This is a genomic window from Aminobacter sp. Piv2-1 (assembly GCF_037625995.1).
In the GTDB taxonomy this organism is placed as follows: domain Bacteria; phylum Pseudomonadota; class Alphaproteobacteria; order Rhizobiales; family Rhizobiaceae; genus Aminobacter.
In genome coordinates this window covers 209,376-234,538 of sequence record NZ_JARKMU010000008.1, presented here as the reverse complement: position 1 = coordinate 234,538, position 25,163 = coordinate 209,376, and the positions used below count along the sequence as shown (strand labels likewise).

Annotated in this window: 23 protein-coding genes; 7 read left to right on the top strand and 16 right to left on the bottom strand. The window is 63.8% G+C overall.

Features of this window, described 5'->3' with window-relative positions; all coding sequences use genetic code 11:
* Positions 1–51 precede the first annotated feature (51 nt).
* Together hemN and AmiPiv_RS16595 are read left to right on the top strand one after the other, a co-directional pair.
* Positions 52–1,401: an oxygen-independent coproporphyrinogen III oxidase gene (hemN, locus tag AmiPiv_RS16600; protein ID WP_340038588.1), complete on the top strand. Its 1,350-nt coding sequence runs from the start codon at positions 52–54 to the stop codon at positions 1,399–1,401.
* Between the two features lie 95 nt (positions 1,402–1,496).
* Entirely contained in the window at positions 1,497–2,075 is a 579-nt protein-coding gene (locus AmiPiv_RS16595; protein ID WP_340038646.1) for a GNAT family N-acetyltransferase, read from the top strand.
* Between the two features lie 2 nt (positions 2,076–2,077).
* Here AmiPiv_RS16595 and AmiPiv_RS16590 read toward each other — a convergent pair whose 3' ends face one another.
* Positions 2,078–2,713 carry a protein-L-isoaspartate(D-aspartate) O-methyltransferase gene (locus AmiPiv_RS16590; RefSeq protein WP_340038587.1) on the bottom strand — a complete coding sequence of 212 codons (636 nt, stop codon included), beginning with the start codon at positions 2,711–2,713 and terminating at the stop codon, positions 2,078–2,080.
* Between the two features lie 561 nt (positions 2,714–3,274).
* Between AmiPiv_RS16590 and amaB the strand changes: the two genes are divergently transcribed.
* Complete coding sequence (amaB, locus tag AmiPiv_RS16585) at positions 3,275–4,789, top strand: L-piperidine-6-carboxylate dehydrogenase (protein WP_340038586.1); 1,515 nt, start codon at positions 3,275–3,277, stop codon at positions 4,787–4,789.
* 63 nt (positions 4,790–4,852) lie between these two features.
* Here amaB and AmiPiv_RS16580 read toward each other — a convergent pair whose 3' ends face one another.
* The 5 genes from AmiPiv_RS16580 to ffh all read right to left on the bottom strand — a co-directional run bounded on the left by AmiPiv_RS16580 (position 4,853) and on the right by ffh (position 9,011).
* Positions 4,853–5,797 carry a thioesterase family protein gene (locus AmiPiv_RS16580; protein ID WP_340038585.1) on the bottom strand — a complete coding sequence of 315 codons (945 nt, stop codon included), beginning with the start codon at positions 5,795–5,797 and terminating at the stop codon, positions 4,853–4,855.
* A 174-nt stretch (positions 5,798–5,971) separates the two neighbouring features.
* Positions 5,972–6,478 (bottom strand): cupin domain-containing protein, encoded by a 507-nt coding sequence (locus tag AmiPiv_RS16575; protein WP_340038584.1) that lies wholly within the window; start codon positions 6,476–6,478, stop codon positions 5,972–5,974.
* 150 nt (positions 6,479–6,628) lie between these two features.
* The gene (rpsP, locus tag AmiPiv_RS16570; RefSeq protein ID WP_340038583.1) at positions 6,629–7,021 is read right to left on the bottom strand and encodes a 30S ribosomal protein S16; all 393 of its coding nucleotides are present in this window, start codon (positions 7,019–7,021) and stop codon (positions 6,629–6,631) included.
* 66 nt (positions 7,022–7,087) lie between these two features.
* Positions 7,088–7,414 carry a chorismate mutase gene (locus tag AmiPiv_RS16565; protein WP_340038582.1) on the bottom strand — a complete coding sequence of 109 codons (327 nt, stop codon included), beginning with the start codon at positions 7,412–7,414 and terminating at the stop codon, positions 7,088–7,090.
* 10 nt (positions 7,415–7,424) lie between these two features.
* Positions 7,425–9,011: a signal recognition particle protein gene (ffh, locus tag AmiPiv_RS16560; RefSeq protein WP_340038581.1), complete on the bottom strand. Its 1,587-nt coding sequence runs from the start codon at positions 9,009–9,011 to the stop codon at positions 7,425–7,427.
* A 437-nt stretch (positions 9,012–9,448) separates the two neighbouring features.
* Here ffh and AmiPiv_RS16555 point away from each other — a divergent pair, with 437 nt between their 5' ends.
* The gene (locus AmiPiv_RS16555; RefSeq protein ID WP_340038580.1) at positions 9,449–10,156 is read left to right on the top strand and encodes a DUF2270 domain-containing protein; all 708 of its coding nucleotides are present in this window, start codon (positions 9,449–9,451) and stop codon (positions 10,154–10,156) included.
* 54 nt (positions 10,157–10,210) lie between these two features.
* Here the strand turns inward: AmiPiv_RS16555 and AmiPiv_RS16550 are convergent, their stop codons facing one another.
* Both AmiPiv_RS16550 and AmiPiv_RS16545 read right to left on the bottom strand, forming a co-directional pair.
* Positions 10,211–10,882, bottom strand: coding sequence for a DUF1236 domain-containing protein (locus AmiPiv_RS16550; RefSeq protein ID WP_340038579.1), 672 nt, complete (start codon positions 10,880–10,882; stop codon positions 10,211–10,213).
* Positions 10,883–10,996: 114 nt separating this feature from the next.
* Positions 10,997–12,232, bottom strand: a complete 1,236-nt coding sequence (locus tag AmiPiv_RS16545) for a flavin monoamine oxidase family protein (RefSeq protein ID WP_340038578.1) — start codon at positions 12,230–12,232, stop codon at positions 10,997–10,999.
* A gap of 167 nt (positions 12,233–12,399) precedes the next feature.
* Between AmiPiv_RS16545 and AmiPiv_RS16540 the strand changes: the two genes are divergently transcribed.
* Together AmiPiv_RS16540 and AmiPiv_RS16535 are read left to right on the top strand one after the other, a co-directional pair.
* Positions 12,400–13,218 (top strand): lytic murein transglycosylase, encoded by an 819-nt coding sequence (locus AmiPiv_RS16540; RefSeq protein ID WP_340038577.1) that lies wholly within the window; start codon positions 12,400–12,402, stop codon positions 13,216–13,218.
* Between the two features lie 155 nt (positions 13,219–13,373).
* Positions 13,374–13,892, top strand: coding sequence for a hypothetical protein (locus AmiPiv_RS16535; protein WP_340038576.1), 519 nt, complete (start codon positions 13,374–13,376; stop codon positions 13,890–13,892).
* 116 nt (positions 13,893–14,008) lie between these two features.
* Here the strand turns inward: AmiPiv_RS16535 and AmiPiv_RS16530 are convergent, their stop codons facing one another.
* From AmiPiv_RS16530 to mnmE, 5 genes are all read right to left on the bottom strand, one after another.
* Positions 14,009–14,893: a ParB/RepB/Spo0J family partition protein gene (locus tag AmiPiv_RS16530; protein WP_340038575.1), complete on the bottom strand. Its 885-nt coding sequence runs from the start codon at positions 14,891–14,893 to the stop codon at positions 14,009–14,011.
* Positions 14,894–14,933: 40 nt separating this feature from the next.
* Positions 14,934–15,731, bottom strand: coding sequence for a ParA family protein (locus tag AmiPiv_RS16525; protein ID WP_340038574.1), 798 nt, complete (start codon positions 15,729–15,731; stop codon positions 14,934–14,936).
* A gap of 35 nt (positions 15,732–15,766) precedes the next feature.
* Positions 15,767–16,399, bottom strand: coding sequence for a 16S rRNA (guanine(527)-N(7))-methyltransferase RsmG (gene rsmG / locus AmiPiv_RS16520; RefSeq protein WP_340038573.1), 633 nt, complete (start codon positions 16,397–16,399; stop codon positions 15,767–15,769).
* Positions 16,396–18,267, bottom strand: coding sequence for a tRNA uridine-5-carboxymethylaminomethyl(34) synthesis enzyme MnmG (mnmG, locus tag AmiPiv_RS16515; RefSeq protein WP_340038572.1), 1,872 nt, complete (start codon positions 18,265–18,267; stop codon positions 16,396–16,398). The genes rsmG and mnmG overlap by 4 nt, the downstream gene beginning before the upstream one ends.
* A 168-nt stretch (positions 18,268–18,435) precedes the next feature.
* Positions 18,436–19,761, bottom strand: coding sequence for a tRNA uridine-5-carboxymethylaminomethyl(34) synthesis GTPase MnmE (gene mnmE / locus AmiPiv_RS16510; protein ID WP_340038571.1), 1,326 nt, complete (start codon positions 19,759–19,761; stop codon positions 18,436–18,438).
* 66 nt (positions 19,762–19,827) lie between these two features.
* On the opposite strand from mnmE, the gene AmiPiv_RS16505 reads away from it, so the two are divergent.
* Positions 19,828–21,846, top strand: a complete 2,019-nt coding sequence (locus AmiPiv_RS16505) for a thioredoxin domain-containing protein (protein WP_340038570.1) — start codon at positions 19,828–19,830, stop codon at positions 21,844–21,846.
* Positions 21,847–21,850: 4 nt separating this feature from the next.
* On the opposite strand, the gene rho is transcribed toward AmiPiv_RS16505, so the two are convergent.
* The 3 genes from rho to hemE form a co-directional block, all read right to left on the bottom strand.
* Positions 21,851–23,116 (bottom strand): transcription termination factor Rho, encoded by a 1,266-nt coding sequence (gene rho / locus AmiPiv_RS16500; protein WP_018430513.1) that lies wholly within the window; start codon positions 23,114–23,116, stop codon positions 21,851–21,853.
* A 166-nt stretch (positions 23,117–23,282) separates the two neighbouring features.
* Entirely contained in the window at positions 23,283–23,816 is a 534-nt protein-coding gene (gene hemJ, locus AmiPiv_RS16495; RefSeq protein WP_340038569.1) for a protoporphyrinogen oxidase HemJ, read from the bottom strand.
* Positions 23,813–24,847, bottom strand: coding sequence for a uroporphyrinogen decarboxylase (gene hemE, locus AmiPiv_RS16490; protein WP_340038568.1), 1,035 nt, complete (start codon positions 24,845–24,847; stop codon positions 23,813–23,815). Before hemE ends, hemJ begins: the two co-directional genes overlap by 4 nt.
* Between the last annotated feature and the right edge of the window lie 316 nt (positions 24,848–25,163).

The following is a 25,163-nucleotide window of genomic DNA, read 5'->3' as shown; positions in this document are numbered from 1 at the left end:
AGGCGACCACGGAGGGCAAGGTCCAGGCTGCGACCGCTCATGGAGAGGCTGATGGACCGGACCCTTGTCGAGAAATATGCCGCGCCGGTGCCGCGCTACACAAGTTATCCGACAGCGCCGCACTTCAAGGCCGATGTTTCGGCGACGACCTATGCGGAGTGGCTGCGGGCCCTGCCGGAAGGAACCGCGACTTCGCTCTACGTGCATATTCCCTATTGCGACCGCCTGTGCTGGTTCTGTGCCTGCCATACCAAGCAGGTGCGTCGCTATGATCCCGTCGCCCGCTATCTCGAAGCCCTCGCAGCCGAGATCGAATCAATCTCCAACGCGGCTGAAAGCCGGCTAAACATCACCGCGTTGCACTTCGGCGGTGGATCGCCGACCTTGGTCGCGCCTGGCGACATGATTGCATTGGGCAGGCTCCTGCGCAGCAGATTCGCCTTCGCGGAAGATGCCGAGATCAGTATCGAAATGGACCCCAACGACATGGACGAGGCGCGCTTCGACGCGCTCGCCGCCATCGGCATGACCCGCGCCAGCCTTGGCGTCCAGGACTTCGATCCGAAGGTGCAGCAGACCATCAACCGCGAGCAGACATTCGAACAGACCAAGGCCGTGGTCGATGCGGTTCGCGCACGCGGCGTGCGTTCGGTCAATCTCGACGTGCTTTACGGCCTGCCGCACCAGACGCTCGAAACCATCGCGGCAACTACCGAGCAGGTGCTGTCGCTGCGGCCCAACCGCATCGCCCTGTTCGGCTATGCCCATGTTCCGTGGATGAAGAAGCACCAGACGATGATCGACGAGGCGCTGCTGCCCGACGCCGGGGCGCGCCTGGCGCAGGCGGAGGCCGCGGCGCGGCTGATCCTGGCAGCAGGTTACCAGGCGGTCGGCATGGACCATTTCGCCCTGCCCGACGACAGCATGGCCGTTGCCGCCCGCTCGGCTAAGCTGCGGCGCAATTTCCAGGGCTACACCACCGACCAGGCCGATGCGCTGATCGGCCTGGGGGCTTCGTCGATCGGGCTCCTGCCGCAGGGCTATGTCCAGAACATGCCGGCAACCGGCGAATATGAACGCCGTGTGCTGGCCGGTGGCCTCGCGACCCAGCGCGGCATCGCCCTCACCAAGGACGACCGCATGCGCTCCTGGGTGATCGAGCGCCTGATGTGCGAATTCTCATTCTCGCGCTGCGAACTTGTCGCCCGTTTCGGAGAGCCGGCACGCGAGGTCATCGCGGAGGCCGAGTTGCTTGTAGCCAACGGTGGCGACGGAATCTTTGCGCGGTCCGGCAACCGCTTTGTCGTCACCGAACGGGGCAAGCCCTTCGTCCGTTCGGTCGCGGCACGGTTCGACGCCTATCTCGGCAAGGGAACAGCGCGCCACTCGATCGCCGTTTGAGCGGGTACGGTCGTACATCGAATCGAAATGTGTCTCGCCCTTTCCAATTCCGGAACGATTTGCTCTTATGGGTGGCAGAAGAAAAGGCTGCCTAAATAATGAGCATAACGATCAGACACACTTTGGCGGGCGACCTCGATCGCATCACCGAAATCTATGCAGACGCAGTGCTGAACGGCACGGCAAGCTACGAGCTGGAGCCGCCGACACGGGCGGAGATGGGGACGCGATTCGAGGCCCTGAGTGCCGGCAACTATCCGTATCTCGTCGCCGAACGGCAGGGCCGGATCGTCGGCTATGCTTATGCCGGCCCGTTCCGGGCCCGGCCGGCCTACCGGTTCATCGTCGAGGATTCGATCTACATCGCACCGGAAGCCAAGGGCGCCGGCATCGGCAAGGCGCTGATGGAAGTGCTGATCGAGGAGGCGGCAAAGCTCGGCTTCCGCCAGATCATCGCCGTGATTGGCGACGGCCACGCGGACAGCGCGTCCGTGCGCCTGCATGAGAGGCTCGGGTTCCAGCATTCGGGGCGGCTGGACGGCTCCGGCTACAAGCACGGCCGCTGGCTCGACACAGTCTTCATGCAGCTGCCCCTGAACGGCGGCACGAGCCTGCCGCCGGATCCGGGCTCGATGCCCGAGCGCATGTTCCGGGCGAAGGGCGGCACGGGCTGAATTCAGCCGCCGCCGATCAGCGGGACGAAGCGAACCGCGGCGAGCGCCTTCTCCACATAATCGTCATCCTTCAGGCGGGTGACCTTGACCAGGATCTGGTCGCCCAGGGGGCCTAGCGGCATCACCAGCCTACCGCCAATGGCGAGCTGGCTTTTCCAGGCCGGCGGAATCCTGCGCGAACCGGCAGCGGACAGGACGGCATCGAAGGGAGCCTCGGCCTCATAACCGGCAACGCCGTCGCCGGTCACCACCTCGACGTTGCCGTAACCCAGCCGGGCTAGGCGCATGCGCGCTTGGTCGGCGAGCGACGCCAGCCGCTCGATGGTGACGACGCGGGACACGATCCGCGCCATGACGGCCGCCGCATAGCCTGAGCCGGTGCCAATCTCGAGAATCTTCTGCCCTGGCGACAATTCGCCAGCCGAGGCCATGAGCGCCACGATATAGGGCTGGGAAATCGTCTGGTACTCGTCGATCGGCAAGGCCGTGTCTTCATAGGCGTAGTCGCGCAGGTTCTCGGGAACGAATTCCTCGCGTGGCACTTCGGACATGGCTTCGAGCACGGCGAGGTCGCTGACGCCGCGCCTTGCGATCTGGCGCTCCACCATGTTGAGGCGCGCCGGCCGATAGTCGATCATGGCATGCCCCTGACGATGCCAATTAACCGACAGGCCAGCCGGAAGTTCCCGGCCATTTGGCAAGCTCGTCCCAGCTTCCGCAGCGTCCCCTTGATGTTGCAGCGCGTCAACTCTGCTGCATTGCACAAGATGCAATGCTCCTATGCAATATCAACACTTTAAAACCCGAACCTGCGGGACTAGATATCACTCATCGAATTTGTCGGGGCCTACCTCCTCCCAGACCTCGACGAATAGGTCAGCGCCTACCTCCTCCCAGACGCTGGCCACCAATACGACACCCGCCGGACCTCCTCCCCCGGCGGGTGTTGTTTTTTCAGCCCCCAAAAATCCAGCAAAGACTGCCCTGGCCTCCCGCCACTGGGCCACAGCCATGCAATGCGCCGGACAGACCGCGCGGCGCAATCACCGGTGTGGCGTTCGGGTGGCCTTACAGGCTATAGGCAGTGCCAAGCGTCTCCCGCCCACGGGAGAAACGAAACGATAGCGCCCCGGCCAGCGACGAATGAGCACAACACGCTGACCCCGAGGGCGGGTGAGGAACGAGGAAAGGAATTCAACATGAACGTGACCAGCGAAACCGCTGCACTTCTCGAGCGACTTGGCGTCGCCAAGGCCGATTTCACCGGCGGCGACCTGATCGTGCGCAGCCCGGTGACCGGCGAGCAGATCGGCGCGCTGACGTCGATTTCGCCCGCCGAAGCCGGAAAGGCCATCGAGCGCGCCGACAAGGCCTTCAAGTCCTGGCGCAACGTGCCTGCGCCGAAGCGCGGCGAGCTCGTTCGCCTGCTCGGCGAGGAGCTGCGCGCCGCCAAGGCCGATCTCGGCCGCCTGGTGTCGATCGAAGTCGGCAAGATTCCGTCGGAAGGCCTGGGCGAAGTCCAGGAAATGATCGACATCTGCGACTTCGCCGTCGGCCTGTCGCGCCAGCTCTACGGCCTGACGATCGCCACCGAACGCGCCGGCCATCGCATGATGGAGACCTGGCACCCGCTCGGCGTCGTCGGCGTCATCTCGGCCTTCAACTTCCCGGTCGCTGTGTGGTCGTGGAATGCGGCGCTTGCCTTCGTCTGCGGCAACTCGGTTGTGTGGAAGCCGTCGGAAAAGACGCCGCTGACCGCGCTTGCCTGCGAGGCCATCTTCAAGCGCGCCGCTGACCGCTTCGGCGCGGATGCGCCGGAGGGCCTGTCGCAGGTGCTGATCGGCGACCGCGCCGTCGGCGAAGTCCTGGTCGACAACCCGAAGGTGCCGCTGGTGTCGGCCACCGGCTCGACCCGCATGGGCCGCGACGTCGGTCCGCGCCTGGCCAAGCGCTTCGCCCGCGCCATCCTCGAGCTCGGCGGCAACAATGCCGGCATCGTCTGCCCGTCGGCCAATCTCGACATGGCGCTGCGGGCGATTGCCTTCGGCGCCATGGGTACTGCCGGCCAGCGCTGCACCACCATGCGCCGCCTGTTCGTGCACGACAGCGTCTACGACACGCTCGTGCCACGCCTGAAGAAGGCCTATGAAAGCGTCTCGGTCGGCAGCCCCCTGGAAAGCTCGGCGCTGGTCGGTCCGCTGATCGACAAGGCCGCCTTCGACGGCATGCAGAAGGCGCTGAAGGAAGCCGGCGAGCACGGCGGCAAGATCACCGGCGGCGCCCGCGTCGACCAGGGCCATGACGGCGCCTACTACGTCAAGCCGGCGCTGGTGGAGATGCCGGGCCAGGTCGGTCCGGTGCTCGAAGAGACCTTCGCGCCGATCCTCTACGTCATGAAGTACTCCGACTTCGACCAGGTGCTCGAGCTGCACAATGAGGTCGGCGCCGGCCTGTCGTCGTCGATCTTCACGCTCGACCTGCAGGAGGCGGAGCGCTTTCTGTCGGTCGAAGGTTCGGACTGCGGCATCGCCAACGTCAACATCGGCACCTCGGGCGCCGAAATAGGCGGCGCCTTCGGCGGCGAGAAGGAGACCGGCGGCGGCCGTGAGAGCGGTTCGGACGCGTGGAAGGCCTACATGCGCCGTGCCACCAACACGGTGAACTACTCCAAGGCGCTGCCGCTGGCCCAGGGCGTGTCCTTCGACATCGACTGACCAGGCAAACCCGACTGACTCCGAACGCCGTCCGCGAGAGCGGGCGGCGTTTTGTTTGCGGGGTCAGAGAGCAAGACCCGGGACGATCCAGCCTGCCAGCTCGGCCTGGGCCGCCGGCGCGATCGGGATCAGCCGGCGCGCCTCGAGGTCGAAGCAGATGGCAATCACTTCCATCGTGCCAAAGGCGCGGCCGGAGAACGGGTCGAGCATCCAATTGACCAGAGACATGGTGCGGCCGTCGGCGCGGGCGAGGCCGGAGCGTACCTCCCAGCAGTCACCGTTGCCAGGCATGTCGTCGAGCAGGATCAGGAATTCGAGCGCGGCTGCACCGAAATGCGGTCCGTTGCGGTCGCTGTGATGGGCGCAAAGCTCGCGCAGCGGGGTAATGATGTTGCGGACACTGTCGGCAATCGCCGCGACGAAGCCCTGCGGCAGCATTTTTCCGAAGGGATCGCAGGCCTGCTGCAGCACCGCGCCCTGGCCGAGCTGGCGCAGGCCGAGTTCTTTGGCCCGCAGGCCCGACGCGGACGTGGTTGCCGGCTGCTCACCTGTGCTGCGCGGCAATGCCAGCTTCGGCGTGTCGGCGAGGCCCGCCGCGACACGCGTGGCGAACGGTTCCGGCCAGACCCGCGCGACACCATCCACGACCGCCACATGGCGCAGGCCGATACGGAAGGTCGCGGCGCATTCGCCCGAAGCGCTGTCGAACATCATGATGACGATGTCGGCACTAGTGTCGCCGATGGACGTGAAACCGGCGGTCATGTGCATCGAGTCTCCCGCACGCGCCTCGCGCAGGAAGCGGATGTGCATGCTAGTGACCGCTAGCGTCGTCGCCGAGGCGGGCGCGAACAGCCGCGGCAGGCCGGCGAGGCCGAACGTCATGGCGACGGCTTCCATGCAGCGCGCCACATAGAAGCGCGTGTTCATGTGGCCCATCTCGTCGCATTCCCAGGTGGCGACGCCGCCGCGCCAGACATCGCGCAGCCCGGATGTGTCTGCCGTCATGTCGTTCCCTTTCCGTGCCCTGCACGGATGTAGCCGCTGGAAACGCCTGTTTCATCGTCGTATCGGACGATCCGCAGCGGCAACCGCGCGCCGGCAGCGGGTGGACATGCCGGCCCTGCATCGGAAGTGGGCCGCCTATGCCGTCCAAACGTGCGTTGGCCGATTGCCCTGCCGCTACGACGGCGGGCCGGCATCGATGCCTTCCCAATAGTCCATCGTCGTCGCCTTCCGATAACCTTCGCCGGTCAGGCGAACGCTGACGCGGCCCGATTCCGGGTAGACGATCACGTCGCTGGGATTGCGTTCGCCGATGATGAGGTAGCGGCACGGCGCATCGGTGTGGTTGTAGAGCGAATGCCCGACCTTCTGGCCAGCCGGGAAACAGACATAGTCGCCCGCCTTCATCACGTGCCGCCGCTGGCCGAGTTTCAGCGTCAAGGAGCCCTCGAGGATGAAGGCATGCTCCTCTTCCAGCATGTGGTAGTGCGACGGGTTGGTCTCCTTGCCCGGTGCCAGCTCCTCGAGCGCCACGCCGACATGAGTACCGCCGGCGAAGTTGGACAGGTGCCGGAAGCTCGAACCGAAGCGCTCGCCATGGGAGAACAGCTCGAGTGGCGCTTCGGTCGCCGCGAAGGGCTCCGAAATTCCTTCCTCGTTGATGGCGGACTTTGTCGCTGACATATGGATACCTCCTCTGCCTGTCGAGAAGAGGTGACCTTGGCGGCTTGCCGGGTCAAGTCCGCAGACGACCACCGAGATTTTGTCGACGCCCCAAAAGCAAAACGGCAGACCTTTCGGCCTGCCGTTCGCGATATGCCTCTTGGAGGCAGATTACTCGGCCGAAGCCTCGGCCGGAGCAGCAGCGGCTGCAGCGATGGCCGCGGCAGCATCGTCCTGGGCCTTCTTCAGGGCAGCCAGGCGCTCCTGGGCCTTCTTGCCCGGCTCGCCCTTGGTCGGGTTCGAACGGGCTTCGCGCTTCACGACGCCAGCTTCGTCGAGGAAGCGGGCAACGCGATCGGTCGGCAGGGCGCCGTTCGACAGCCAGTGCTTGGCGCGGTCGGCGTCGAGCTTCACGCGGTCGCCGTCCTTGGGCAGCAGCGGGTTCCAAGCACCGATGGCCTCGATGAAGCGGCCGTCGCGCGGGCTGCGGGCGTCGGCAACGACGATGTGGTAGTAGGGGCGCTTCTTCGAGCCGGCGCGGGCCAGACGGATCTTGAGGGACATTTTCTTACTCCTGGGATGGTTCTGTCTTGGGTTGTTCTTGGTCTGCTGTTTCAGTCTGTTCCGCCGTCAGGCGGAGGTAGTCTTGTCCGACGCGCCGTTGTGTTCGGCGGCCAGCATTTCGTGGTGACGGATCACCTCGCGGATGATGAAGTTGAGGAACTTCTCCGCGAAATCCGGATCGAGATGGGCGTCGTCGGCAAGCCGGCGCAGGCGGGCGATCTGGGTCTGCTCACGCGCCGGATCGGCCGGCGGCAAGCCGTGGGTGGCCTTGAGCACGCCGACAGCCTTGGTGCAGCGGAAGCGCTCGGCCAGCATGTGGATCAATGCTGCATCAATGTTGTCGATCGAAGCGCGCAGTTCCTGGAGCTGTGCCTGCGGAGTGATGTCGGTCATCGCGCCCTCCTCACTTCTTCTTGCCAAGGCCAGGCAGGCCGCCGCCAAGGCCCGGAAGCTTCATTCCGCCCGGCAGGCCGGGAAGACCGCCACCGCCGAGACCGGGCAAGCCGCCTCCCGGAAGCCCCTTGAGGCCCTGGCCGAGACCAGCGGCTTCCGCCTGCTTCTTCAGCGCCTCGAGCTGCTTGGGGTCCATCTTGGACAGATCGGGCATGCCGCCGCCGGGCATCATGCCGCCGAGACCCATCTTCTGGGCAAGGCCACCCATCATGCCGCGCATGAGGCCGCCGCCCTTGCCCTTGCCGCCCATGGCCTTCATCATGTCGGCCATCTGGCGGTGCATCTTGAGCAGCTTGTTGATCTCGGCCGCGTCAGTGCCGGAACCGGACGCGATGCGCTTCTTGCGCGAGTGCTTGAGGATGTCGGGATTGGCGCGCTCGGCCTTGGTCATCGACGAGATGATGGCCAACTGGCGGCCGAACATCTTGTCGTCCAGGCCGGCCGCGGCCATCTGGTCCTTCATCTTGCCCATGCCGGGCATCATGCCCATGATGCCGCCCATGCCGCCCATCTTCTGCATCTGGCCAAGCTGGTCGGCAAGGTCGTTCAGGTCGAACTTGCCCGACTGCATCTTCTTGGCCATCGCCGCGGCCTTTTCCGCGTCGATGGTTTCGGCGGCCTTCTCGACGAGGCTGACGATGTCGCCCATGCCGAGGATGCGGTCGGCGATGCGCTTGGGATAGAACTCCTCCAGCGCATCCATCTTTTCGCCGACGCCGATCAGCTTGATCGGCTTGCCGGTGACGGCGCGCATCGACAGCGCCGCACCGCCGCGGCCGTCGCCGTCCATGCGGGTGAGCACCAGGCCGGTGATGCCGACGCGGTCGTCGAAATTCTTGGCGAGGTTGACGGCGTCCTGACCGGTCAAAGAGTCGGCGACGAGCAGGATCTCGTGCGGGTCCGACACCTTGCGGATGTCGGCCATCTCGACCATCAGCGGCTCGTCGATATGGGTGCGGCCGGCGGTGTCGAGGATGACGACGTCATGGCCGCCGAGCTTGGCTGCCTGGACGGCGCGCTTGGCGATATCGACCGGCGACTGGCCGGCGATGATCGGCAGGGTCGCGACCTTGGTCTGCTCGCCGAGCTGGCGCAGTTGCTCCTGCGCTGCCGGACGGCGCGTGTCGAGCGAGGCCATCAGGACTTTCTTGCCCTGGCGCTCGGTCAGCCGCTTGGCGATCTTGGCCGAGGTAGTGGTCTTGCCCGAGCCCTGCAGGCCGACCATCATGATGACGACGGGGGCCGGCGCGTTGAGGTCGACGGCGACGCCTTCGGAGCCGAGCATCTCGACCAGCTCGTCATGAACGATCTTGACGACCATCTGCCCGGGCTTGATCGACTTCAGAACCGCGGCACCCACGGCCTTCTCGCGCACCCGGTCGGTGAACGAACGGACGACCTCGAGCGCGACGTCGGCTTCGAGCAGGGCACGGCGGACCTCGCGCAGGGCGGCCGAAACATCGGCCTCCGACAGCGCGCCACGGCCGGTGAGGCCGTTCAGGATCGATCCAAGCCGCTCTTGCAGCGATTCAAACATTCGACGTTCCCTTTCCCGGACAAACCAGCGTTGGCCGAGAAGTAATGCCTCCGCGCCCAAGCGCCAAACCATTCATGCGGCCAAAACCAAAAAGCACCCGGGGGCGCATCGCGCTGCCGGGTGTTGGCCTCCGGGATCGTTCGACAACCACTTGGGTGTCCCGGTCGGCCGCTCGGAGTGGAACTCTTCGCGGAATTTCGAGGGCTGTAGACAGGAAAAGGGCCGGGGAGTCAAGCTTTGCCGGCATTTTTGAGCCGGCCGGTCCGACATACGACGTCCGCCAGGGCGAACCGCACCGGCGGTGTCGGTTTTGCGGGCTCTCCCGCGGGGGGCAGTATAGACTAAACGCCTTGGCAGGATTGGGATGCCGCCTTTGCTATGCCTCGCGGGTGGAGATGAGGTGGCATAGCTGCCGAAACGATTCCAGGGAGGTTGTCATGCAGGAAGCAGCAAAGCCCGATGTCCTCCAGCAGAGTGCACTGCTGCCGCTGACCTCGACCGAGATCGTCAACGCAATGGCGCACTACCACCGCGCCGAGATGGCCCGGATGGCCGGCTGGCGCGATCGCATCGACCGCACCAGCAACTGGGCGATCACCGTGGTGGCGGCCATGTTGTCGGTGTCGTTATCCACGCCCAACGCGCATCATGGGGTGCTTCTGTTCGCCATGATTCTGGTCTTCCTGCTCTTGTGGATCGAGGCGCGCCGCTATCGCTTCTTCGACGTCTACCGCTCCCGGGTGCGCACCTTCGAGCGCTACTATTTCGCGCCGATCTTCGCGCCTGCCCCCAGCGAGACCGTGAACTGGCGACAGATGCTCGGCGAAAGCCTGCGCGACCCGCAGTTCCGCATATCCTATGCGGACGCGTTTTCGCGGCGGCTGAGGCGCAATTACATCTGGATGCTCCTGATCCTGCTGCTGGCCTGGGTGCTGAAGATCTCCACCCCGCAACTGCAGGCCGAAGGTGCTACCGGGGGGCTGGTTTCGTCGCTGCGCGAAGTGCTGCGAAATGCAGCCCTTGGCCCGCTGCCGGGCTGGCTCATCATGCTTGGCGTCGCGGGCTTCTATCTTTGGTTGCTCTATGCCTCGCTGCGCCCCTATGACGACGCGGTCGAGGGCGGTTTGGGACAGGTGCATGTGTGAAACACGCGGCTGCCGGACATCCGCCCGGCAGCCTGACCGAACTAGCTGGTATCGCTACCGCATCACATAGACGATGCGACGTGTGGAGGGCTCCACCAGAACGGGCTGGTTGTTCACATAGACGTAGCGGTACTGATAGTCGGGAATTTCGGCGAGCTGGACCGTTTCAGGCAGGCTTGCGCCCACCACGACTTCACCGTCCAGATAGACCGGTTCCAGAGGCCGGCTGACCACGTAGGTGCGGACCTCGCCGGGCGGATCGATCGCGGTACCGGTCGCACCGCCGGCGATCACGCCGGCACCGCCGCCAACGGCCGCACCGACCGGTCCGCCGATCACGGCACCCGCGATGGCACCGGTGACGCCACCGACGACAGCGCCCGTATCGCCGCCGCCCTTCGGCCGTTCGACCATGACGACGCCGGAGTCTGCCGGCCGCTGCGACAGCACCGCCTGCTGGCCACCGAAATCGCCGACGAGATAATCGGCGTAGACCCAGCCTTCACCGCCCGAATCCGAGATCGAGCACCATTTGCTGTTGTCGAGGCAACCGCGAAGGATCGCCGACTGGCCTGCGGCAATCACGCCTATGACCGGGTATTGCGGCCCGGGTCCGGCCCTCACGTTGAGATCAGTGGTAGCTGAAACCGCAGTCTCGGCAAACGCCACGCCCGACAGAGCCAGGAACGCGCCGAATGTGGCGGGCAGGAACAACGAATACTTCATCGTTCTTCTCCGTTTTCTTGACCCCTCGGATCGAAAACGGGTCAGACAACGGTCAGTTCCGCTGCCGAAGGCTCACGATTTGTTCCATTTTCTTGCGGACGGACGGCTGCAACCTCATACTTGCAGCTGCGCCACGACCTGTCGGGCCACCTGCTCGCCCGACTGGCGGGCGCCGCCGCAGGTCTGGATCAGCGGTCCGGCAAGGTGTTCCCCGGCGAAGTAGATGCGGTCCGCGACCGGTTGCGCAAGGATGGAGCGTGCCTCGGCTCGCCCCGGCCGTGCCGCTGCATAGGCGCCGCGGACATATCGCTCGGCCCCCCAGTTGGTCATCATGGCGCGGCCGACATGCTTGCGGCTGTCGTTGCCGAACAGTTCGCACAGGCGGTCGATGGCGAAGTCGATGCCGGCGGCTTCTCCCGCCGCCGACATCTCCCAGGCAAAGTCGCCGCCGATGAAGCCGACCATCAGGTCGAGATCGAAAGGAAAGCAGAGAAAATAGATGTCATGGCGAGCGGCGCGCTCGACCAGGAGGTCGTCGAAAGGTTTCAGGCCCAGGCGCGTGCCGCGGATCTCGAGCGGCAGCTTGGTCAGCATGCCCATGGGCAGGTCGAAGAACGCCGTCATGTGCGCATCCGGCAATGCCGGCGAGAACGCGATCTCTTCGAAGGCGAGCACGGCCGGGGAGGCCGTGACGATCACCGCGCGGGCCCGCAAGGTGCCGCGATTGGTCTCGCATGCGACGCCTGGGCCGTTCCAGTGGATCCGCCTCACCGGCGTCGACAGTTCCACCGGCACATCCGCGCCGAAACGTGCAACCAGGGCGCCGTAGCCCTCCCTCGTGAAGTAATTCGGGTCGAGATCCGCTGCCGCCTTGAAATCGGCGATGGATATCTCGTCCTCGTCGGAACCAAAGTCCATGGGCCCCGAGAAGGTCGCGGCGGCGCGCGACGAGCGCCCCTTGGCAAGCAGCGCGCCAAGGCGGTCGTCGTCACCGGAGTGGCTTTCCATGAGCGCAGCAATAGCGGCATCAGCGATCTTGACCTGCGCCTCCTCGTCCTCGCTGGCCTTTCGCCCTCGATAGTAGAGATGATCGATGTTCATGTCGTGATGGTGCAGCGTCCAGCCGGCCGCCTGGGCCTCGGGGAAATAGGGATTGCGGTCCGCAGCGTGCAACCAGGCGCAGCCGATATCGAAAGGCACGCCGAAATGCGCGTCGCTGGTCCAGGCGCGACCGCCGATGCGGTCCATGGCCTCCAGCAGCCGGAAGTTGAGGCCGGCCCCACGCAGGACTTTTGCCGCCGAAAGACCGGCGGAACCCGCCCCGATGATCACGACATCGACATCTTCCATCGATTTTCCCCCTCTCGCCACATTCACAGCTTGATCGTATGCGAGTTTTTTGCCACCAGCCATTGCATGCTGGCGGGGACGTGAACGCCTTCTTAACGATGACGAGAGAGCGTTTGGCTGGCAACATCCCTCCCAAGGGTTCACGATTCAGGCATCAGGAGAACGGCATGGCAGTATTTGCCAGAGTGAAGATTTTTGCTGCGGCTTCCGCCATGCTGGCGGCTACCGTAAGCGTCGCGCTTGCTGCCCCTTGCGGCAACGACAAGGGCGGATTCGACGCATGGAAGGCGCAGTTCACGCAGGAGGCGGCGGCCAACGGTATCCAGGGCAACGCGCTCGACGCCCTGTCCCAGACGACCTATGCAACCAAGACGATCTTTGCCGACCGCAACCAGAAGAGCTTCAAGCTCTCGCTCGACCAATTCATGATCAAGCGCGGCGGCAAGGCGATCGCTTCCAAGGGCAAGACCATCAAGAAGCAGAATGCGGCCCTGTTCGAGAGCATCGAGGCCAGCTACGGCGTGCCGGCCGGCCCCTTGATCGCGATCTGGGGCATGGAGACCGGCTTCGGCGGTTTCATGGGCAACCAGCACACGCTGTCGGCCGTAGCCACGCTCGCTTACGACTGCCGCCGCTCGGAGTACTTCACCGACCAGCTCTATGCCGCGCTGAAACTGATCCAGAACGGCAATCTTTCTCCCAGCGCCATAGGCGCTGCGCACGGCGAGATCGGCCAGACCCAGTTCCTGCCGGTCAACGTGCTCAAGTTCGGCGTCGACGGCGACGGCAACGGGCGCATCGACATGATCCGCTCCAAGGCCGACGCGCTCGCCTCGACTGCCAACTTCCTGCGCGGCCACGGCTGGAGCGCCGGCGGCGGATATCAGCCCGGCCAGGCCAATTTCGGGGCGCTGCAGGGCTGGAATGCGGCCAGCGTCTACCAGCAGGCCATCGCCATCATCGGCGCCGAGATCGACGGAAACTGATCTTCCGCACGGTTTCGCAATGTCAGGATGATTTCCTGGCGCGCTGGCGAAAACGGCAAGCTCGACACATGTTTGGAAGCCCGGTGGCGACGCCGGGCTTTTTTCATGCGGCCAATGCGCACCAATCCGGGTGATATGCGGGAGAGGTATGTCAGATGAATTCAGCGAGCGGACAGCCTGCCGATGTCTCGGCGTTCGGCAATATCGAAGGCTATTCCCACCAAGCCAAGACCGTTACGCCGGAGTTGCCCGTCACCGCCGGCGGCGGCCTGCTCAAATGGTACGACATCGCCCACCAGGAAATGCCGGTGTCGCAAGATACGCGTGCCCTGGCGCAGCGCTTCCTCGCCGTCGAAACGGCGACCGGGCGCCTCGACCTCAGCGGCGAGTTGGGTTTCGCTATCCTGCACCGCTGCGGCGCAGACTTCCATTTCCTGCTGGTAAGCTCGTGGCGCAATGCCAACGAGATGTGGGAGACGGTCTACGCCAAGACGGCCGACCAGCCCGACTTTTCGGTGTTTCCGCTGCCGGGGCCGCATCGCGCGACCTTCTGCGTCTGGGAACTGGCCGCGGTCAACCACGAGCGGCAAGCCTTCGGGCGGTATCTGTTTTCGCGGCGCGACGAAGCTGCCAAGCGGATCTATCTGGCAGACTTGTATAGGGGCGGAGCGTAGGTCCATCTAGCCGGGGGAGCGCTGAGCTCTCGTCTACATGCGCACGTGCAGTGCCGGCCACATCCTGAACCAGCCAGGTCCGATGTCGAGCTCGGCCGGACCTACCGCGGGGCCAATCAGCCGCGTTCGAATTTCAGCCGACGGCAGAGGTCGTCCAGCTGCTCGAGCGAACGGTAGGCCACGCGCAGCTCGCCGCCGCCCTTGTCCTTGTGCGCGATCGAAATCTTCATGCCGACCACGTCGCTCAGGAGCTTCTCCAGCGCGACCGTATCGGGATCCTTATCGAGCGGATTTCGTTGCTTCTGCTCGGCGCTTGCGGGTGCCGGCATCTGCGCCAGCGCCTCGGCCTGGCGCACCGACAATCCGTCCTCGACGATGCGCTTGGCGAGGCCCACGGGATCTTCCGCGGTGATCAGCGCGCGCGCATGGCCGGCCGACAGCTCGCCATTGACCAGCATGTCGCGCACCACGTCCGGCAGCTTCAGCAAGCGCAGCGTGTTGGCGACGTGGCTCCGGCTCTTGCCGATCACCTGCCCGAGATCCGCCTGGGTGTAGTTGTGGTCGTCGATGAGCTGCTGATAGCCGAGCGCCTCTTCGATGGCGTTGAGATCGGTGCGCTGGACGTTCTCGATGATGGCGAGTTCGAGCGCGGTGCGATCGTTGACCTCGCGGACGATGACCGGGATCTCGTTGACGCCGGCGCGCTGCGCGGCACGCCACCGGCGCTCGCCGGCGATGATTTCATAGCGCCCGGCCTGCGCAGCAGGGCGTACGACCACCGGCTGGACGAGTCCATGCTCCCGGATGGACTGGGCGAGATCGGCGAGGTCCGCCTCGGCGAAGTGACGACGCGGATTGCGCGGGTTGGGAATGACAAATTCGATCGGCACGCGTCCGTCGGCCAGCGCTGCCGGTTTTTCCGGCGCGACAGGCTTGTCCATCTCGCCGATCAGGGCTGCGAGGCCTCGTCCGAGCCGCTTTCTGGAAAGGTCTTCGCTCATTTTCTTGTTCTTTTCCGGATTGTTTCGTTACCGAATCGGTTTACGCCGCCCGCAGATTGCGCTCGCGCCTGATCACCTCCGACGCCAGCTGAAGGTAAGCCTGGCTGCCGGAACATTTGAGATCGTAGAGGATCGCCGGCTTGCCATATGACGGCGCCTCCGAGATGCGCACATTGCGCGGGATCACCGTCTCGTAGACCTTTTCGCCCATGTGGGCGCGCACATCCTCGACCACCTGGTTGGCCAGATTGTTGCGCCCGTCGAACATGGTCAGGACGATGCCCTGGATCGAAAGATCCGGATTGATGGTCTGTCGGACCTGATCCACCGTCTCAAGCAATTGACTCAAACCCTCGAGCGCAAAGAACTCGCACTGCAGCGGAACCAGCACCGAGTCGGCCGCGGCCATCGAGTTCAGCGTCAACAGGTTGAGCGACGGCGGGCAATCGATCAGCACGTAGCTGTAATTGGCCGAACGCGCGGCGGCGGCGCGCAGCGCGTTACGCAACTTCAGCACGCGATCCGGCTGCGCGGCGATTTCCATCTCGATCCCAAGGAGATCGAGCGTCGAGGGAACCAGGGAGAGACCCGGCACCGCCGTCTCCATGGCAGCCTGCTCGATGTCCAGCTCTCCCGTCAGCACGTCGTAGGACGACACGCTGCGATCGCGACGGTCGATACCGAGGCCGGTGCTGGCGTTGCCCTGCGGGTCAAGGTCGATGATGAGAACACGCTCGCCGATTGCAGCCAGCGCAGTCGCCAAATTGATCGCGGTGGTCGTCTTGCCGACCCCGCCCTTCTGATTGGCAACGGTGATGATTCTTGGTCCGGTCTTCATGGCTCGACTGCTATTTTCCGTCTCGGCGTCGCAGATCAGGCGCGACGCAGGTTCCGAATCTCGAGAATTACTCCCTGCGCGTCGGTCAGGCTGGGATGTTCTACCAGATCGAATCTCCAGCTGGGAGCGCTATCCTGGATTTCCTGCCGGTAATCCCGGCCTTTGTGAAACAGGGCCATCGTTCCGGTCTCCAGCCAGGGCGAAGAAAGCTCGAGCAGCAGCGGCAGAGGCGCCAAGGCACGTGCACTCAGGACTTCCGGAGCGCGAATCACGCCGTGAACATCTTCGATTCGCTTCGCATGCACGCGGGCGGGCAGCGCCAGCTCGCCAACGACCGCCTGGAGGAAGCCGGCCTTCTTGCGGTTACTTTCCACCAGGTCGATCGAGGCGCCAGGGCGACCGGCGATCATCGAGGCGATGATCAGGCCAGGAAAACCGCCACCCGAGCCTATGTCCAGCCACCTCGCTGCGGCACCGCCCAGCCGCACCACCTGCGCGCTGTCCAGGATATGACGCTCCCAAACATCGTCGAGCGTGGACGGCGCGACGAGGTTTATCCGCTGTGCCCACTTGCGGAACACACGCTCGAAGGCCGCAAGCCGATCGAATGTTTCACGTGAAACTGGCCCGGCGACATCCTGCAACCGGGCGTAGGCACTGTCTTTCACGCGGCACCCCTGTTTTCCGCCTCGGCATTGCGGACATGTGCCAGGATGATGGCAAGTGCTGCAGGAGTCATACCGTCGATACGCTGCGCCTCGGCCAGCGACCGGGGTCGACGCAGACGCATTTTCTGCCTCAACTCGTTGGAGAGCCCGGGAACCGACTCGAAATCAAGTGCTTCGGGAATGATCCTCTCTTCTTCCTTGAGGATCAGCGCTGCATCCGCCTTCTGGCGGTCGAGATAGACCGAATATTTCGCCTCCGTTTCAAGCGCTTCGGCCGTCTTGGTGTCGAGCGACTTCAATGCGGGCTCGATCGATGCGAGCCGGGCGATGTCGATATTGGGGTAGGCAAGCAGTTCATACAGCGAGCGCTTGACGCCATCGAGATTAACCTCGATCCCATGCCGCCGAGCTTCGTTTGGAGACAGCGTGCGCGATTTGGCCAGGCTACGGGCCCGGTCGATCCGTGCAACCATCTCGTTGTAGCGCGCGCTTCGCTCGCCAGAAGCAATCCCGAGTTCAATCGCCAGAGGCGTCAGGCGCTCGTCGGCGTTGTCGGCGCGCAGAGACAGACGGAATTCGGCGCGCGAGGTGAACATCCGATACGGCTCGCTGATGCCGCGGCTGGTCAAATCGTCAATCATTACCCCGATATAGGCCTGGGTGCGGCTGAGGATGAGCTGTTCGGCGCCTCCGGCCTTACGCGCGGCATTGAGGCCGGCGACCAGCCCCTGCGCACCTGCCTCCTCATATCCGGTCGTGCCGTTGATCTGGCCCGCCAGGAAGAGCCCGGCGACACGCTTTGTCTCGAGCGTCGGTTCCAGTTCTCGCGGATCGATGTGGTCATATTCGATCGCATAGCCGGGCTGCAGCATCACGGCCGTTTCCAGCCCGGCAATCGACTTGAGGATGTCGAGCTGGACGTCTTCGGGAAGCGAGGTCGAGATGCCATTCGGATAGACCGTGTCGTCGTCCAGCCCCTCCGGCTCCAGGAAAATCTGATGCCCCTCCCGGTCACCAAACTTGACGATCTTGTCCTCGATCGAGGGGCAGTAACGCGGCCCCACGCCTTCGATCGATCCGGAGTACATGGCCGAACGGCCAAGATTTTCACGGATGATGCTGTGCGTGCGATCGGTCGTGCGGGTGATGCCGCATTCGATCTGCGGATTTGCCAGCCGGTCGGTCAGCAGCGAAAAGGGCACCGGATCCTCGTCCGCCGCCTGCTTTTCGAGGGAAGCCCAATCGATCGTCTTGCCGTCGAGGCGCGGCGGGGTCCCAGTCTTCAGTCGTCCAAGCGCGAAACCGGCCCGCTTCAGCGTTTCCGACAGGCCTATCGATGCCTGTTCGTTCATGCGACCGGCGGCGAATTTGCGCTCGCCGATATGGATGAGGCCGCGCAGGAACGTGCCGGTGGTCAGCACGATCGCCCCACAGTCGAGACGACGGCCGTCGGCGAGAACTACCGCCCGGACTCGGGACTGGTCGAGTACGAAATCGAAGACTTCGCCTTCGACGACGTCGAGGTTTGGCTGTTCGGCAATGGCAGCCTGCATGGCCAGGCGATAGAGTTTGCGGTCTGCCTGGGTGCGCGGGCCGCGGACCGCCGGACCCTTGCGTCGGTTGAGAAGGCGAAACTGGATGCCCGCCGCATCGGCCACCCGACCCATGAGGCCGTCCATCGCGTCAATCTCACGCACGAGGTGCCCCTTTCCGAGGCCGCCGATGGCCGGATTGCAGGACATCGTTCCGATCGTGTCGCACCGAAGGGTCACAAGCGCGGTCCTGGCACCGGCGCGCGCCGATGCGGAAGCGGCTTCGCAGCCGGCATGCCCCCCACCGACCACGACGACGTCGTAGCGTTCGCTCATGAATCTCTCCTGAAATGCATGGCAGGACAGATGTCCCTTACGACACTGCCTGTCAAGGGAATCGCACAGGTGGTGGTTTCACGTGAAACAACCCAGCGGGGTGGCCGCCGGGCATTTCTTCAGTGTTTCACGTGAATCACATAGTGTCCGGCCGTTGTTTCACGTGAATCACTTGCCGATGCAAAACTGTGAAAAGATCACGTCGAGCAGATCTTCCACATCCACCGCACCGGAGATGCGACCTATCCGATCGCTCGCGAGACGCAGATTTTCAGCTTTGATCTCCAAGAATTGCGAGTCGGCTGCCAGGGCTTCGCGCAGATAGCCGGTAGCCTCTCTGAGCAGTTCGACATGCCGCAAGCGCGAAGGCAGCACTTCACCTCGCTTGCCCACAGCCTGCCGCGCGTGCTCGCCAACCAAGTCCAGCAACGTATCCAGGCCTTCGCCGGTGCGCGTCGACATAACAACGTCGTAGGAAGCGAGGTTGACCGGGCGTCCTTCGACCTGGTCGAGTTTGCTGCCGACCGTCACGACGGGAGTAGCTCCCTGCGCCTCTGCACTGTGGCGCGGTTCCGTAAGGTCCTCTAGATAGAGGATGAGATCGGCGGACCTGGCCCTTTCCCGTGCCCTGGCAATGCCGATTGCCTCGACTTTGCCAGCCGGTTCGCGCAGTCCGGCCGTATCCGTCACCCTGATCTTCACGCCATCCAGGTCGAGCGCTGCTTCGACGAGATCGCGCGTCGTGCCCGGCTCGTCGGTGACGATCGCCGCCTCACGCTTCAACAAGGCGTTCAGCAGGCTGGATTTGCCTGCATTGGGCGCCCCGAGTATGACCACGTCGAACCCGTCCCTGATCATCTCCGCCTTGCCGTAGCCGGCGACGTGCCGCTCGATTTCTCCAATCAGCATTTCTACGTCGTGCCACACCTTATCGGAGACCGATCCGGGCACGTCTGCCTCGTCGGCGAAGTCCATCTCGGCTTCTATCATGGCGCGCGCATGGATCAGCCGCTGCCGCCAGGATCGGTAGAGCTCGCTCTGGGCGCCGCCCGCGTTGAGGACCGCGAACTGCCGCTGCGCTTCCGTCTCCGAGTTGATCAGGTCTGCCAGCGCCTCTGCGGCGAGCAGGTCCATCTTGCCGTTGAGAAATGCCCGCCGCGTGAACTCGCCGGCCTCGGCATGCCGGAACCCGGGTAGGCTCGTGATTGCCACCAACAATGCGGTAACAACCGCCCTTCCGCCATGGACATGGAATTCACCGCAATCTTCGCCCGTGAAGCTGTCAGGGTCTGGGAAGAACAGCGTGAGACCATGGTCAACAAGCTCCCCGACCTGGTTGCGCAAGGGACCATAGTGCGCTCGCCTCGGGTTTGGGAGCCTGCCGGCGATCGTTTCGAGAGCGAATCGAACATGGGGGCCGGAGATGCGCACGATCGCCACTCCGGACGGGAGATGTCCGCTCGACAAGGCGGCGATCGAATCGGTGAATTGCATTTGCTCGCCCTATGGAAGCGCCCTAGGTTGGAAGTCTCTTAGCATCTGTTTTGGAGCAAGCCGACCATGCTTCCCACAAAGAACCTGCTGAGCGACGAAGGTAGCCCCTATCTGCGCCAGCATGCCGAAAACCCGGTGCACTGGAGGCCCTGGTCAAGGGATGCGCTGGCGGAGGCCGTCCGCCTCGACCGCCCCATCCTGCTCTCGGTCGGATATGCCGCGTGTCACTGGTGCCACGTCATGGCCCATGAGAGCTTCGAGAACGAGCAGGTCGCCGAGGTAATGAACCGGCTGTTCGTCAATATCAAGGTAGACCGCGAGGAGCGCCCCGATATCGACCAGATCTACATGGCCGCACTTGCCAGCATGGGCGAACAAGGCGGCTGGCCGCTCACCATGTTTCTCACCCCCGACGCCAAGCCGTTCTGGGGCGGTACCTATTTTCCACGCGAACCACGTTACGGGCGACCCGGCTTCATCCAGGTGCTGAATGCCGTGGACGCCGCCTGGCGCGGCAAGCGGGCGAACATCCTCCAGAGTGCCCAGGAACTAAGCCATCATGTGGGGCAGAGGCTGGGCGGCAGCGCGGCTCCGGCCGAACTCACCGCTGAGGCGGCCAGGACCTTGGCCTCCGGCATTTCCGGCCTCATCGACAGGGAACTGGGGGGCTTGCGTGGGGCACCGAAATTCCCCAATGCACCGTTCATGCAGACGCTTTGGCTTTCCTGGCTGAAGTCGGGAAACGAGAAGCATCGCGACGACGTACTCGAAAGCCTGGAACACATGCTTCGCGGCGGGATCTACGACCACGTCGGCGGCGGGTTGGCCAGGTACTCCACCGATGCCGAATGGCTGATCCCGCATTTCGAGAAGATGCTCTATGACAACGCCCAGCTCGTCAGGCTGCTCAACTGGGCCTATGCCGCCTCGGCAGACGAACTGTTTCGGATACGAATCGAACAGACGATCAGCTGGATGCTTCGCGAGATGCAACTGCCGGCGGGCACATTCGCGTCGAGCCTCGATGCGGACAGCGAAGGCGAGGAAGGTCGTTTCTACACCTGGACCAGAGCGCAGATCGAAACCTCGCTCGAAAACGATTCTCTTATATTTTTCAAATACTTCTCGCTAGAGAAACCGGCTGCCTGGGAGGGCGATCCCATCATCTGCCAGACGCCGGCACAAGCAGATTTGGCCCTGGCTGACATCGAAACCGTTCGTGCCGTTGCCGAACGGTTGCTGCGGTCGCGCGAACAGCGGGTGCGCCCCGGCCGCGACGACAAGGCGCTGACGGACTGGAACGGCCTGGCGATCGCAGCCCTCGCCGAAGCCGGGCGCTCCCTCGACCGCAAAGAATGGACATCCGCCGCTGCCGGCGCCTTCGAGGCGATCGTGGCGGCGGCCGACCAGGACGGGCGCCTTCCCCACTCCAGCCTCGGAGACAGGCGGCTCTTTCCAGCTCTTTCCAGCGACTATGCGGCCATGATCAACGCAGCGGTTTCGCTCTTCGAGGCGACGCGGGACAGCACCTATATCGATCGCGCCCGCGACTTCCTCGAGCAACTCGACCGCTGGTATCTCGATGCGACAGGCAGCGGCTACTACCTCACCGCCTCGGACAGCGCCGATGTGCCGCTACGCATACGCGGCGATGTCGACGAGGCGATCCCATCCGCCTCGGGCCAGATCATCGAGGCCATGACGCGGCTGGCTTCCGCCACGGGCGACCTTGACTTGGAACGCAGGGCCTGGGACGTCGGCGCCCGTGCCACCGGGCGTATCCAGGGACAGCAATATGGCCAGGCCGGCATCGTCAATGCCTGCGTCCTGCTGCTTGAACCCAAGAAGCTGATAATCGTCGAGGACCCAACCGAACCGAAGCTTGTTCCGGTAGCGAATCGAAGCCCAGATCCGAGGCGCGTTGACATAATTCTCACCCTTGGGGAGCAGTCGGCCCACGCCACGCTGCCGGGAGACGAACTGCCGGACACGAAAAAGGCCGGCGCCTATCTCTGCGCCGGCCTCAGTTGCCTTCCTGTCATCAACGATCCCGAAGCGCTCGAAGCAGCGCTCCGTCGGCGCTGACGGCTCAGGTATTCATCGAATCGAAGAAGTCAGCGTTGGTCTTTGTTTGCTTCAGCTTGTCGATGAGGAATTCGATCGCGTCCGTGGTGCCCATCGGAGCGAGGATGCGGCGCAGGACGAAGATCTTCTGCAGGTCCTGACGCTGCACCAGGAGGTCTTCCTTGCGGGTGCCGGACTTGAGGATGTCCATCGCCGGATAGATGCGCTTATCCGCCACCTTGCGGTCGAGCACGATTTCCGAGTTGCCGGTGCCCTTGAATTCTTCGAAGATGACTTCGTCCATGCGGCTGCCGGTGTCGATCAGCGCGGTGGCGATGATGGTCAGCGAACCACCCTCTTCGATGTTGCGCGCGGCACCGAAGAAGCGCTTCGGACGCTGCAGCGCATTGGCGTCGACACCGCCGGTCAGCACCTTGCCGGATGACGGCACGACCGTGTTGTAGGCGCGGCCGAGGCGGGTGATCGAATCGAGCAGGATGACGACGTCGCGGCCATGTTCGACCAGGCGCTTGGCCTTCTCGATCACCATTTCGGCAACTTGGACGTGGCGAACCGCCGGCTCGTCGAAGGTCGAGGATACCACCTCGCCCTTCACCGAGCGCTGCATGTCGGTCACTTCTTCCGGACGTTCGTCGATCAGAAGCACGATCAGGTAGCATTCGGGGTGATTGGTGGTGATCGAGTGCGCGATGTTCTGCAGCAGCACGGTCTTACCGGTACGCGGCTGTGCCACGATCAGGGCGCGCTGACCCTTGCCGAGCGGCGCCACCAGGTCGATGACGCGGGGCGAGATGTCCTTGGTCGTCGGGTTTTCGACTTCCATCTTCAGACGCGACGTCGGGTACAGCGGCGTCAGGTTGTCGAAGTGGATCTTGTGACGGATCTTCTCGGGATCGTCGAAATTGATGGTGTTGACCTTGAGCAGCGCGAAATAGCGCTCGCCCTCTTTCGGGCTGCGGATCGGGCCTTCCACGGTGTCGCCGGTCTTCAGCGAGAAGCGGCGGATCTGCGAGGGCGAGATGTAGATGTCGTCCGGGCCCGGCAGGTAGTTGGCGTTGGCCGAGCGCAGGAAGCCGAAGCCGTCCTGCAGCACTTCCACCACGCCGTCGCCGATGATCTCGATGTCCTGTGCAGCAAGCTTCTTCAGGATGGCGAACATCAGCTCCTGCTTGCGCATGACGCTGGCGTTCTCGACCTCGAGCGATTCGGCAAACGCGATCAGATCGGTCGGCTTCTTGTTCTTGAAATCCTGGAGTTTCATTTCCTGCATGGACGGACTCTGGGTGAGCGTGGGGAAAATTTTATCGGCTTATCGCGATAAGCGCCGGGCGCGGCCAGAGAGCGGGTGAAGACGGCGCATGGCTGGAAGGAAGAACAGCTTTGTATCCCTCCCCGGCCGAAAGAGCAAGGCGCGGTCCTACAATTTTGGAAGCGATCTAGAACGGCTTGACGACCACCAGGATCACGATCGCGATCATCAGCACCGTGGGGACCTCGTTGACGATGCGCCAGTGCCGCGACGGCTTTTCGTTGCGATCCTCAGCGAAGCGGCGCACCGATGCCGACAGGTAGCCATGCACGCCTGACATCAGGAGAACGGCAGCGATCTTTGCATGCAGCCACCCCCCGGAGAAGCCAAACCCCTTCCAGGCAAGCCACAGGCCGAAAACCCAGGTCACGGTCATTGCTGGGTTGATGATGCCGCGCAGCAGGCGGCGTTCCATCACCTTGAAGGTTTCGGACTGCACCGAGCCCTTTTCGGCCTCCGCGTGATAGACGAAGAGGCGCGGCAGGTAGAGCATCCCGGCCATCCACGAGATCACCGCGATGATGTGGATCGCCTTGGCCCAGAGGTAGAAGCCCTCAGGCGCCGCAAAAAACAGCACCGCGGTCAGCGCGACGAGAACCGCGATGGCGATGACCGCACGCTTGGCAGCAGATCCGCCACTCGATTGTACGTTGATGCTCATCGCCGCACTGCCCTTCTCACCTGCTTGACCATCGCCTCGACATGCGCAACCGGCGTCTCCGGCGTAATGCCGTGGCCGAGATTGAAGATCAGCGGCCCCGAGCCCAGAGCCTTCAGGATCGCGTCCACGCCTTCTTCAAGCGCCCTGCCACCTGCAACCAGCCTCAGCGGGTCGAGATTGCCCTGCACCGCGCCCTCGGCCTGCAGCCGCCGTGCCTGGCTCAGAGGCACCGTCCAGTCGAGGCCAAGGCCATTGATGCCGGTGCGCTGCCTGTAGCTGTCGAGCTGCGCACCGGCACCCTTTGGAAAGCCGATGATCGGCACATGGGGATGCACCGCCCTCACCTTGCGCACGATCTCGGCCACCGGCTTCACGCAGCACATGTCGAAGGTCGCTTCATCGAGCACGCCCGACCAGGAATCGAAGATCTGCACTACATCGGCACCCGCTTCGATCTGGCGGATCAGGTAGGAGGCCGAATGATCCGCAAGGATCGACAGCAGCTTCGCCATCGCCTCCGGCTCGCGATAGGCAAACAGCCGCGCCGGAGCCTGGTCCGGAGTTCCGTGGCCGGCGATCATGTAGGTGGCGACGGTCCAAGGCGCGCCGCAGAAGCCGATCAGCGTGGTCTTGTCGGGCAATTCGCGTCGCAGACGCCGCACCGTCTCGTAGACCGGTTCGAGATTCACGTGAAACTTTTCGCCGTCGAGCGCGGCGACGTCATTCGCCGTGATCGGCGTCATCAACGGTCCTCGCCCCTCTTCGAAGCGGAGGTCGCGACCGAGCGCGTGGGGCACGACGAGGATGTCAGAGAACAGGATCGAGGCGTCGAAATCGAAGCGCCGGATCGGCTGCAGCGTCACCTCGACGGCGAAATCGGGATTGTAGCAGAGGTCGAGGAAGCTTCCAGCCTTCTTCCGCGTCTCCCGGTACTCGGGAAGATAGCGTCCGGCCTGCCGCATCATCCAGAGCGGAGGAACATCAAGGCTCTCGCCTTTGAGTACCTGGAGAAGGGCGCGTTTCACGGGCATTGAGCCTCGCTTTCCTAGAGCCATCTATAAACAAAAATTCTTAGAGAATGAGTCTTCTGATTCTTAGACTCTGTTGGAATCGTGGATTGGCACCTGTCCATAGGCGGCCTCCGTTTTCCACCTGTCATAGTGACGCGCAGGCGTTTTGGCCACTGGGGAAAACTCCGTGACTGCTTTCGATTCAATGATCTGAATCAAAGCCCTAGCGGCTCGGCGAAGGGATCCTGATTCTGTGGGCGGCCAAGGATGAATAAACAATCCCCACAATACTCCCCGCCGCCGCGGCGAAACTGACAGCGGACCGAATTGTGGACAA

Bases quoted from the DNA above. Each gene is read 5' to 3' on its own strand.
- AmiPiv_RS16540 (WP_340038577.1), top strand. From the start codon at position 12,400: ATGGCAGTATTTGCCAGAGTGAAGATTTTTGCTGCGGCTTCCGCCATG.
- AmiPiv_RS16545 (WP_340038578.1), bottom strand. From the start codon at position 12,232: ATGGAAGATGTCGATGTCGTGATCATCGGGGCGGGTTCCGCCGGTCTT.
- AmiPiv_RS16505 (WP_340038570.1), top strand. From the start codon at position 19,828: ATGCTTCCCACAAAGAACCTGCTGAGCGACGAAGGTAGCCCCTATCTG.
- AmiPiv_RS16565 (WP_340038582.1), bottom strand. From the start codon at position 7,414: ATGACCGACATCACTCCGCAGGCACAGCTCCAGGAACTGCGCGCTTCG.
- AmiPiv_RS16535 (WP_340038576.1), top strand. From the start codon at position 13,374: ATGAATTCAGCGAGCGGACAGCCTGCCGATGTCTCGGCGTTCGGCAAT.
- AmiPiv_RS16590 (WP_340038587.1), bottom strand. From the start codon at position 2,713: ATGATCGACTATCGGCCGGCGCGCCTCAACATGGTGGAGCGCCAGATC.
- hemJ (WP_340038569.1), bottom strand. From the start codon at position 23,816: ATGAGCATCAACGTACAATCGAGTGGCGGATCTGCTGCCAAGCGTGCG.
- AmiPiv_RS16580 (WP_340038585.1), bottom strand. From the start codon at position 5,797: ATGACGGCAGACACATCCGGGCTGCGCGATGTCTGGCGCGGCGGCGTC.
- hemE (WP_340038568.1), bottom strand. From the start codon at position 24,847: ATGCCCGTGAAACGCGCCCTTCTCCAGGTACTCAAAGGCGAGAGCCTT.
- AmiPiv_RS16555 (WP_340038580.1), top strand. From the start codon at position 9,449: ATGCAGGAAGCAGCAAAGCCCGATGTCCTCCAGCAGAGTGCACTGCTG.
- mnmE (WP_340038571.1), bottom strand. From the start codon at position 19,761: ATGCAATTCACCGATTCGATCGCCGCCTTGTCGAGCGGACATCTCCCG.
- hemN (WP_340038588.1), top strand. From the start codon at position 52: ATGGACCGGACCCTTGTCGAGAAATATGCCGCGCCGGTGCCGCGCTAC.
- rho (WP_018430513.1), bottom strand. From the start codon at position 23,116: ATGCAGGAAATGAAACTCCAGGATTTCAAGAACAAGAAGCCGACCGAT.
- mnmG (WP_340038572.1), bottom strand. From the start codon at position 18,267: ATGAGCGAACGCTACGACGTCGTCGTGGTCGGTGGGGGGCATGCCGGC.
- ffh (WP_340038581.1), bottom strand. From the start codon at position 9,011: ATGTTTGAATCGCTGCAAGAGCGGCTTGGATCGATCCTGAACGGCCTC.
- AmiPiv_RS16550 (WP_340038579.1), bottom strand. From the start codon at position 10,882: ATGAAGTATTCGTTGTTCCTGCCCGCCACATTCGGCGCGTTCCTGGCT.
- AmiPiv_RS16525 (WP_340038574.1), bottom strand. From the start codon at position 15,731: ATGAAGACCGGACCAAGAATCATCACCGTTGCCAATCAGAAGGGCGGG.
- amaB (WP_340038586.1), top strand. From the start codon at position 3,275: ATGAACGTGACCAGCGAAACCGCTGCACTTCTCGAGCGACTTGGCGTC.
- AmiPiv_RS16575 (WP_340038584.1), bottom strand. From the start codon at position 6,478: ATGTCAGCGACAAAGTCCGCCATCAACGAGGAAGGAATTTCGGAGCCC.
- AmiPiv_RS16530 (WP_340038575.1), bottom strand. From the start codon at position 14,893: ATGAGCGAAGACCTTTCCAGAAAGCGGCTCGGACGAGGCCTCGCAGCC.
- rpsP (WP_340038583.1), bottom strand. From the start codon at position 7,021: ATGTCCCTCAAGATCCGTCTGGCCCGCGCCGGCTCGAAGAAGCGCCCC.